The sequence below is a fragment of the Mycobacterium sp. E2497 genome (assembly GCF_001668695.1).
Lineage (GTDB): Bacteria > Actinomycetota > Actinomycetes > Mycobacteriales > Mycobacteriaceae > Mycobacterium.
Map to the genome: position 1 here is coordinate 1 of NZ_LZKD01000173.1, position 8457 is coordinate 8457.

The window sequence follows — 8457 nt, forward strand, 5'->3', positions numbered from 1 at the left end:
TGGGCACTTCCCGATGAGGTCCCCGTGAGGGTCGGGTTCATCGGTGTCGGGCGGATGGGCCGGCCCATGGTGGCCCGTCTGGTCGAGGCCGGCCATGACGTCAGGGCGCTGGGCCGAACGCCCGAAAAGCGGGGCGATCTCGAGCGGCTCGGCGCCCGTGCGGTCCACGACGCCGCCGAGGCGGGGTCGCGGGCCGACATCGTGGTGCTCTGCGTGTTCTCCGACCAACAGGTGCGGGAGGTGTGTCTGGGCGGCGGATTGCTGTCCGCCATGCCGCCCGGTTCGGCGCTGGTGGTGCACACCACCGCCAGCCCGACGACCATCGACGACCTCGCCGCGCGCGCCGATGGGGTCGACGTCATCGACGCCGCGGTCAGCGGTGGCCCGCACGACGCCGCGACCGGCCGGCTCACGCTGTTCGTGGGCGGCGCCGACGACGCGGTGGCGCGTGCGTGGCCGGTGCTGCAGTGCTACGGCGACCCGGTGTTGCACGTCGGCGCCCGCGGGTGTGGACAAGTGGTGAAATTGGTGAACAACGCCTTGTTCGCGGGGCACATCGGGCTGCTGGCACAGGCCGTGCGATGGGGTGAACGGCTCGGGGTGCCGGAGCCGACGCTGCTGACCGCGCTGACGCACGGCAGCTCGACCAGCCGCGTCCTGGAGTTGGTGGCGGCGGCGGGTTCGGTCGCGTCGTTCATCGAGGCCGCCGGAGAATTCGTGCACAAGGACATGGCCGTCGTGCGCAGCACCAGCGCGGAACTCGGCGCTGACCTGGGCGCGCTCGACGACGTCTTCGAGTCCATCGACGTCGCGAAGAGGGCTTGAGAACTTGGCGTTTCGGTCTTTCCGGTTCGTCACGAAAGTATTACCGTTACCGTTACAGTCAACGACTCGGCTGTAACGGTTGCAGCCCGCCCTCGCCGCTGAGGAGGATTCAGTGACAAAACCGAAGCTCGTCTTCGATCCGTACTCCGAGGACTACTTCAACAACCCGTTCGACATTTATCGACGGATGCGCGAGGAAGCGCCGCTGTACTACGACGAAAAAGAGGATTTCTACGCGCTGACCCGTCACGAGGACGTCGCGGCGGCATTCAAGGACTTCGAGACGTATTCCTCGGCGCGCGGTTGCGACCTGGCGATGGTGCGCCGGGGTGTAGCCCCCGAGCAGAAGTCGATCATCTTCATGGACCCGCCGGAACACCGCCACATGCGCAGCCTGCTCAACAAGGCGTTCACCCCCCGGGCCATTCAATCGCAGCGCGAGACGATCATCGAGGTGATCGACAAGTACCTGGGCGCCGCCGACCCCGAGAACTTCGATGTCGTGCAGGACTTCTCCGGGCCGTTCCCGGTGGAAGTGATCACCCGGATGGCGGGGGTGCCGGAGGAATACCGCCAGCAGGTGCGGCACTGGATCGACACCAGCCTGTCTCGCGAACCGGGCCAGATCGAGATCAACGAAGCCGGCATGCAGGCCAACATCGATGCGGCGATGTACTACTTCGGCCTGGTGCAGGAGCGGCGCCAGGAGCCACAGGACGACATGATCAGCCGGTTGATCGCGGCGGAGATCCCGGGCGAGGACGGCCAGCTGCGCAAGCTCGATGACATCGAAATCACCGGTTTTGCGACGCTTTTGGGCGGCGCGGGCGCCGAGACCGTCACGAAACTGATGGGCAACGCGGCGGTGATCTTCGCCCGGCACCCCGACCAGTGGCAGATGCTGCAGGACGACCGCGACAAAATACCCGGGGCGGTCGAAGAGCTCCTGCGCTACGAGGGGCCGGTGCAGTACAACGTCCGCTACACGCTCAAAGAGGCGCACGTCAGTGGTGGCGTGATTCCCGCCGGCAAGCCGGTGTTCCTTTGCGGCGCTGCGGCGAACCGCGACCCGGAGGCCTTCACCGACGCCGAGACCTTCGACATCGAGCGTGACCAGACCGAGGCCCAGCACCTCGGGCTCGGGTATGGGATTCACAGCTGCCTCGGCGCCGCGCTGGCACGCCTGGAAAGCAGGATCGCGCTGGAGCGGCTCCTCGACTTCATGCCGCGCTACGAGGTGGACTGGGCGGGCTGCAAACGGGTAACCATGCAGAACGTCGCGGGCTGGAAGAACGTGCCCGTCAAGGTGCTTCAGTAAAGGGGGTTGCCGTGACGAAGAAAATCGAAGTCGATTGGGGGCTTTGCGAGAGCAACGGTGTCTGCATGGGCATCAACCCGGAGATCTTTCTCCTCGGCGACGACGACATGCTGACCGTGCTGCAGGAAGAAGTCACCCCGGAGAACGAGGCGGACGTGCGCGAGGCCGTTCGCCAGTGCCCCCGGCAGGCCATCTCCATCGTGGGCGAGTAACGGCGGTCAGAACCCGGCGACGATGACGGCGTTGCAGTCGGCCGCGGCCTGCCGCAGTTTCGCCGCCTTCTGATAGCCCTCGGACTCGTACCACGCGCGGGCCGCGTCCACGGATTCGAATTCCAGCACGACGGTCTGGTCGCCGTGCCAGCTGCCCTCGATCACCCTTGGAGCGGTGTCCACCGCCAGAATGGTGGCGCCGGCCATCGCCGAACCGGCTGCCCGGGCATAGGCTTTCATGCCCTTCGGATCCTTGATGGCCTCCGTCAAGATGACATATCCCTTGGCCACTGAATCTCCTTAGCTGGATTCGATTGTGCTGATGGCCTGCTCGGGGCAGCACTCGATCGCCTCTCGGGTGGCCGCCTCGAAGTCCGTTGGGACATCGGATGGTATCGCCTCCGCGTATCCGTCGTCGGTGAGGCTGAAGACCTCCGGACAGAGCGTCGTGCAGACGCCGTGGCCGCGGCAGCGCTGGTCGTCGACGGTGACTTTCATGCCGGCGTGAACTCCAGGTGCAGCTCCGTCAGGCCGCGCAGGATGTAGGTCGGAACGTATTGGTAGCGACGGTCGTTCGCCGGGCCGTGCACGTTCTCGTCGATCCTGATATCCGCCGTCCGGTCGAGCAGCCGCTCGATCGCCACCCGCGTTTCGGCGCGCGCGAGCGGGGCGCCCGGGCAGCTGTGGATACCACGCCCGAACGAGATGTGCTGCCGGGCGTTCTTGCGGGCCGGGTCGAAGGTCGCTGGGTCTTCGAACCGACGGGGATCACGGTTGGCGGCCGCTTGCACCACCATCACGGTGGTTCCCGCCGGCAGGTCGACGCCGCCGACATTGACCGGCACCCGGTTCAGCCGGAAGTCACCTTTGACGGGGCTCTCGTGGCGCAGTGACTCCTCGATGAAGTTGGGGATCAGGCTGCGGTCCTTGCGCAATTGCGCCTGGATGTCCGGCCGCTCGCCGAGCGTCTGCAGGGCCGCACCCAGCAGCCGCACGGTGGTCTCCTGGCCCGCCGAAAAGACGTTGCTGGCCACCCGGGCCACGTCTTCGACGTCGGGGGTCGAGCCGTCCGGGTAGGTGGCGGTGGCCAGGCCGGTCAGCACGTCGTCGCGCGGCTCTCGCCGGCGGTCGGAGACGTAGTCGGAGAAGAGATCGTAGAGAAATTCCAGCGGGCTGTGCGCCAGTGAGCCCTTGGTGCCGCCTACGCCGCCACCCGAGTGGTCGCGGATGCCCTGGACGAACTTGTCGCGATCCTCCTCGGGCACGCCGAGCAGGTCGGCGATGACCAGCAGCGTGAACGGGCCGGCAAAGCCCTTGATGAAGTCGCCGCGGCCGGGCGCGAGGAACGTGTCGAGCACCTGGTCGGCGAGGACCCACATGGCGTCCTCGTTCTCCTTGAGGCGCTTCGGGGTGATCAGCCGCATCAGCAGAGAGCGATGGTTGGTGTGGGTCGGCGGGTCGAGGGTGGGCAGCTGGTCGCTGAACGGCAGCTCGTCGCGGTGTTTGTCGATCAGCTCGGTGATGTCGTCGCCTTCCAGCGCTACCGGGAAGCCGGGGAACGGACCGGTGACCGAAATGCACGACGACCACGTCTCGGCGTCGTTGAGCACGGCGCACGCCTCGTCCCAACCGGTGATCATGGTGACGTCGTGATGGCTCTCCCGCGTGACGGGGCACCGTTGGCGCAGCGCCTCGTAGTAGGGGTATGGGTCCTCGATCAGCTCGCTGCCGCGGAAGAAGTCCAACTCGGAGAATTCGTTCGCCATCTTCCGCTCCTTGAATCTCAGCTAGTGAGAACGCACCTCTCGCAGATGAGTATCACATTTCCATAGGGCATGCCGGCCGTCAACGACGGGGCACTGCGCCGATACGCGGCTCAGCTGGCGGGAACCAGATCCGCGGCCACCGACGGCCACGCCAGCAACCCGCTGCGGAAGGTCTCGACGTGACCGAGCCCGGCGAGAGGCAGAGCGGCGGCCGCCATGGCCTGGGCCTTGAACATGTGAGCGGCCATGCTGAGCCGGTGCTGCACCAGGCCGACGCTGTCGTCGAGCTCGGCCGGCCAGCCCTCCCCCCACAGCGTGACCTCGGTAACCCCGTGATCGAGGGCCTGCAACACCCCTTGCCGCACCCGCGCGTCGCACCCGAACAGATCGGCCGCGGCCGCCAGGGCCTGCGGCCGAGGACGCGAATGCACCGACGCCAGGGCCTCTTCGAGGTCGACCACCCGGGAACCGAGAATCTGCAACGGCCGATCGTCGGGATGGTCGGCGACCAACACGCTGACGTCCCAACCCGCCATCGCCCGGTCGAAGAGCCAGCCGCCGGCGAACCGCACCGCGTCGTCGACGGTCGCGGCGACCACGTCGAGTCGGTATCTCATGTCCTCACGCGGCTCTTCTACGGGGCGAAGTCCCGCGCCAGCGTCTCGGCGTACTGCTTGAACACCTCGGTTAGCGGTATCGATGGATCGAGCAACCATGTGGTTTCCATTCCGTGGACGAAGGCGAGAATTTCCACTGCCTTGACGGCGGGGTCGATGTCCGCGCGGTACCGGCCATCGGCCTGCCCGCGGCGGATGAGGTCGGCGATGATGTCGGTCGCGGCGCGATGCCGGGCCAGCATCCGGTCGTGCAGCGGAGCGTCGGGAAGGATGTTCTCGACCAGCAACACTGTGAACGTCCCGACCAGCTCGGGCGCCCGGTTGAACCGATCGGCGACCTGGGCGATCTGGGCGAAGAGATCGCCGGTCCGGTCGGCGTGGAGGTCGTCGTCGAGGTCGCGCGCGTCGAGGACCGCGTGCAGCAATTGCTCTTTGGATTCGAAGTGATGCAGCAGCCCCGCGGGGGTGACCCCCGCCTCGCCCGCGATCTGGGCGAGGGTGGTGCTGCGCCAGCCGTTGCGCGTCAGCAGCCGTTGCGCGACCGCGAGGATGCGCTGCTTGCGGTCCTCGCCTTTGGCGAGCAGCGCGTCGTATCGCCGTGCGTCGGGCACCGGACTCCTTTGACCGATCGGCGGACCGAACCAACCTAGTGAACACACAGTAGGTTAGTTTGCCCGCTGTGACAAGGCTCACCCGAGGGGTCGATTTCGGCGTGTGGACGCCGGCGCTATCGCACCAGCTCGACGAGCGTGGCGTTAGCGGTGCCGCCGCCCTCGCACATGGTCTGCAGCCCGTAGCGAATCCCGTTGTCGCGCATGTGGTGCACCATGCGCGTCATCAGCACCGCCCCGGACCCGCCCAGCGGGTGGCCCAGCGCGATGGCGCCGCCGAGCGGGTTGACCCGCTCGGGGTCCGCCCCGGTTTCGGCGAGCCACGCCAGGGGCACCGGCGCGAAAGCCTCGTTCACCTCGAACGCGCCGACCTCCGATAGCGGCACGCCGGCCTTCCTGAGCACCTTCTCGGTCGCCGGGATGGGACCGGTGAGCATCAGCACCGGGTCCGCGCCGGTCACGGCGCCGGCCAGGTAGCGCACCACCGGGGTCAAATCCAGCTCGACGGCCATCTCGGCCGTCATCACCAGCAGGGCCGCTGCACCGTCGGAGATCTGCGACGAATTGCCCGCGTGGATCACGCCGTCCTCGGTGAACGCCGGCTTCAGTCCGCTGAGTTTCTCCACCGTGGTCCCCCGCCGCACCCCCTCGTCCGCGGCGACGACCGTTCCGTCATCGGTGAACACCGGCACGATCTGGTCGGTGAACGCGCCGGAGTCCTGAGCCACCGCGGCCCGTTCGTGCGACCGGGCGGAATATTCATCGAGCCTTGTGCGGGAGAACCCCCACTTCTTGGCGATCATCTCCGCCGACAGCCCCTGGTTGAAGGAGAAGCCGTCATAGCGGGCGAGGACCTTCGGGCCGTACGGCATGCCGGTCGCCCTGGCCGAACCGAGCGGGACGCGGCTCATGACCTCGACACCGCCGGCCACGACGACATCCTGCTGGCCGGACATCACCGCCTGCACGGCGAAGTCGAGGGCCTGCTGGCTCGACCCGCACGCGCGGTTGACGGTGGTGCCGGGGATGGTCTCCGGCCAGCCGGCGGCCAGAACGGCGTACCGCCCGATGTTGCTGGACTGGTCACCGACCTGGGACACGCATCCCCAGATCACATCGTCGACGATCTCCGGGCCGACGCCGGCGCGCTCCAGCAGCTCGTTGAGGACAACGGCCGACAGGTCGGCGGCGTGCATCCCGGAGAGGCCGCCGTTGCGCTTCCCCACCGCGGTGCGCACGGCTTCGACGATGACTGTTTCCCGCATGCCTCTCCTCCGATCCCTCTACTTCGACACCCAGTAAACGTTGCCGGCCTCGACGGCCTGCGCGCGGATCGCCGAACGTCTACTACGGCGAGAAGATCTCGAAAATGTCGCAGTGGGTACACGCTCGGCGAGTCCGAAGCCGACTCTCAGTAGCTCCTCGGCAATTTCAAGACGTTGGATCCCAGGAAATTCAGGATCATCTCCTGGCTCACCGGCGCGATCTTCATCAGCCGGGCCTCGCGGAAGTAGCGCGTGATGTGGTATTCCTCCGCGTACCCCATGCCGCCATGGGTTTGCAACGCCCGGTCGGCGGCGGTGAAACCCGCATCAGCGCACAGGTATTTCGCGGTGTTCGCCTCGCGCCCACACGGTTTCCCGTTGTCGTACAACCAGGTCGCCTTGCGCAGCATCAGCTCGGCGGCATCGAGGCGTGCCAGGGAGTCCGCGAGCGGGAATTGCAGGCCCTGATTCATTCCGATCGGCCGGCCGAAGACCTCACGCTCGTTGCCGTACTTCACCGCCCTGTCCAGCGCCACCCGGCCGATGCCGAGCGCCTCGGCGGCGATCAGCATCCGTTCCGGGTTCAGGCCGTCCAGGATGTACTGGAAGCCCTTGCCCTCCTCGCCGATTCGGTCGTCGACCGGCACCTCGAGGTTGTCGATGAACAACTCGTTGGAGCTGACGGCGTTGCGGCCCATCTTGCGGATCGGCCGGATGTCGACGCGGCTGCGGTCCAGATCGGTGATGAACAGGGTCATCCCGTCGGTCTTCTTGGTGACTTCCTCGTAGCTCTGCGTGCGGGTGAGCAGCAGGATCTTGTCGGACTCCATGGCTTTGGAGATCCACACCTTGCGGCCGTTGACGATGTAGCGATCGCCGTCGCGTTTGGCGAAGGTGGTGATGCGCGAGGTGTCCAGCCCCGCGCCGGGTTCGGTCACCCCGAAGCAGACATGCACTTCCCCGGTTGCGACCTTGGGCAGCGTGCGTGCCTTGAGTTCGTCGGAGCCGTGCACCACCACCGGCTGCATGCCGAAGATGGACAGGTGAATCGAGCTGGCGGCATTCATGGCGCCGCCGGACTTGGCGACCTCCTCGAGCAGGATCGTGGCCTCGGTGATCCCGAGGCCGTGTCCGCCGTACTCGGTGGGGATGGTCATGCCCAGCCAGCCGCCGCCGGCGATCGCGTTGTAGAACTCGGAGGGAAATTCGTGCGCCTGGTCTTTTTCCATCCAGTACTGATCGTCGAACTTGCGCGCCAGCTCGGCGACCGACCGGCGGATCAGTTCCTGGTCGTCAGTCAGCTCGAAGTTCATTCCGGCGCCGGGCACTGCTGGATCTCCTGTTCATTGCTGGCGGCGAGATTGCCGTGGTGGTCGTCAAGTGCCGAAAAAGGCGACCTTGAGCGCAATTTCGACGCAGCTCACCCGGGCCCGGTCCGGTCGGGCCTCAGTCCTTGTTGCCGGTGAGGGCTTTCGCGTTCGCCGCGAAGTCGGCGAAGGACGAGCCGCCTCGGGTGTCCTTGTCGTGGCCCTGCGCCTTGATGGACACGTCGTGCCCCTCGGCGGCCTTACGCAGCGCACCGACGGTCGCCTGTTCGCGCGAAATGTGCGTGAACGGGTCGAACGAATACCACCGCATCGCGTTCTCGTGGGTCATCTTGTTGATTTCGTCGTCCGGAACGTTGTTGATCGACAACACATCCCACAGCTCTTCCGGTGCGCCCGGCCACATCGAGTCGCTGTGCGGGTAGTCGGCTTCCCAGCAGATGTTGTCGATGCCGATCATGTTGCGCAGCGCCACACCGACCTTGTCGCTGATGAAGCAGGTCAGGAAGTGGTCGCGG

At 66.6% G+C, this 8457-nt stretch carries 11 protein-coding genes; 3 read left to right on the top strand and 8 right to left on the bottom strand.

What is annotated here, in order from left to right; genetic code table 11:
• Nucleotides 1-24 precede the first annotated feature (24 nt).
• From A5713_RS15745 to A5713_RS15755, 3 genes are all read left to right on the top strand, one after another.
• The gene (locus A5713_RS15745) at nt 25-825 is read left to right on the top strand and encodes an NAD(P)-dependent oxidoreductase (protein WP_082972982.1); all 801 of its coding nucleotides are present in this window, start codon (nt 25-27) and stop codon (nt 823-825) included.
• A gap of 112 nt (nt 826-937) precedes the next feature.
• Entirely contained in the window at nt 938-2143 is a 1206-nt protein-coding gene (locus tag A5713_RS15750; RefSeq protein WP_068096846.1) for a cytochrome P450, read from the top strand.
• A gap of 11 nt (nt 2144-2154) precedes the next feature.
• A complete protein-coding gene (locus A5713_RS15755) occupies nt 2155-2355 on the top strand; it encodes a ferredoxin (protein WP_066957765.1) in 201 nt (66 codons plus the stop codon).
• 6 nt (nt 2356-2361) lie between these two features.
• On the opposite strand, the gene A5713_RS15760 is transcribed toward A5713_RS15755, so the two are convergent.
• The 8 genes from A5713_RS15760 to A5713_RS15795 form a co-directional block, all read right to left on the bottom strand.
• Entirely contained in the window at nt 2362-2595 is a 234-nt protein-coding gene (locus A5713_RS15760) for a DUF1330 domain-containing protein (protein WP_231980446.1), read from the bottom strand.
• A gap of 60 nt (nt 2596-2655) precedes the next feature.
• Nucleotides 2656-2853, bottom strand: coding sequence for a ferredoxin (locus tag A5713_RS15765; RefSeq protein WP_068096852.1), 198 nt, complete (start codon nt 2851-2853; stop codon nt 2656-2658).
• Nucleotides 2850-4121 carry a cytochrome P450 gene (locus A5713_RS15770; RefSeq protein WP_068096854.1) on the bottom strand — a complete coding sequence of 424 codons (1272 nt, stop codon included), beginning with the start codon at nt 4119-4121 and terminating at the stop codon, nt 2850-2852. Before A5713_RS15770 ends, A5713_RS15765 begins: the two co-directional genes overlap by 4 nt.
• 110 nt (nt 4122-4231) lie before the next feature.
• Nucleotides 4232-4738, bottom strand: a complete 507-nt coding sequence (locus A5713_RS15775; RefSeq protein WP_068096858.1) for a hypothetical protein — start codon at nt 4736-4738, stop codon at nt 4232-4234.
• Nucleotides 4739-4755: 17 nt separating this feature from the next.
• Nucleotides 4756-5349: a TetR/AcrR family transcriptional regulator gene (locus tag A5713_RS15780; RefSeq protein ID WP_068096861.1), complete on the bottom strand. Its 594-nt coding sequence runs from the start codon at nt 5347-5349 to the stop codon at nt 4756-4758.
• Nucleotides 5350-5465: 116 nt separating this feature from the next.
• Nucleotides 5466-6614 carry a thiolase family protein gene (locus tag A5713_RS15785; RefSeq protein WP_068096864.1) on the bottom strand — a complete coding sequence of 383 codons (1149 nt, stop codon included), beginning with the start codon at nt 6612-6614 and terminating at the stop codon, nt 5466-5468.
• Nucleotides 6615-6760: 146 nt separating this feature from the next.
• The gene (locus tag A5713_RS15790) at nt 6761-7927 is read right to left on the bottom strand and encodes an acyl-CoA dehydrogenase family protein (RefSeq protein WP_068096867.1); all 1167 of its coding nucleotides are present in this window, start codon (nt 7925-7927) and stop codon (nt 6761-6763) included.
• Nucleotides 7928-8060: 133 nt separating this feature from the next.
• On the bottom strand, nt 8061-8457 hold a 397-nt coding region (locus A5713_RS15795), incomplete at its 5' end, for an amidohydrolase family protein (protein WP_156751905.1).

Excerpts from the sequence above, each read along its gene's own strand:
- A5713_RS15785 (WP_068096864.1), bottom strand. The coding sequence starts at position 6,614 with ATGCGGGAAACAGTCATCGTCGAAGCCGTGCGCACCGCGGTGGGGAAG.
- A5713_RS15770 (WP_068096854.1), bottom strand. The coding sequence starts at position 4,121 with ATGGCGAACGAATTCTCCGAGTTGGACTTCTTCCGCGGCAGCGAGCTG.
- A5713_RS15765 (WP_068096852.1), bottom strand. The coding sequence starts at position 2,853 with ATGAAAGTCACCGTCGACGACCAGCGCTGCCGCGGCCACGGCGTCTGC.
- A5713_RS15775 (WP_068096858.1), bottom strand. The coding sequence starts at position 4,738 with ATGAGATACCGACTCGACGTGGTCGCCGCGACCGTCGACGACGCGGTG.
- A5713_RS15760 (WP_231980446.1), bottom strand. The coding sequence starts at position 2,595 with ATGAAAGCCTATGCCCGGGCAGCCGGTTCGGCGATGGCCGGCGCCACC.
- A5713_RS15790 (WP_068096867.1), bottom strand. The coding sequence starts at position 7,927 with ATGAACTTCGAGCTGACTGACGACCAGGAACTGATCCGCCGGTCGGTC.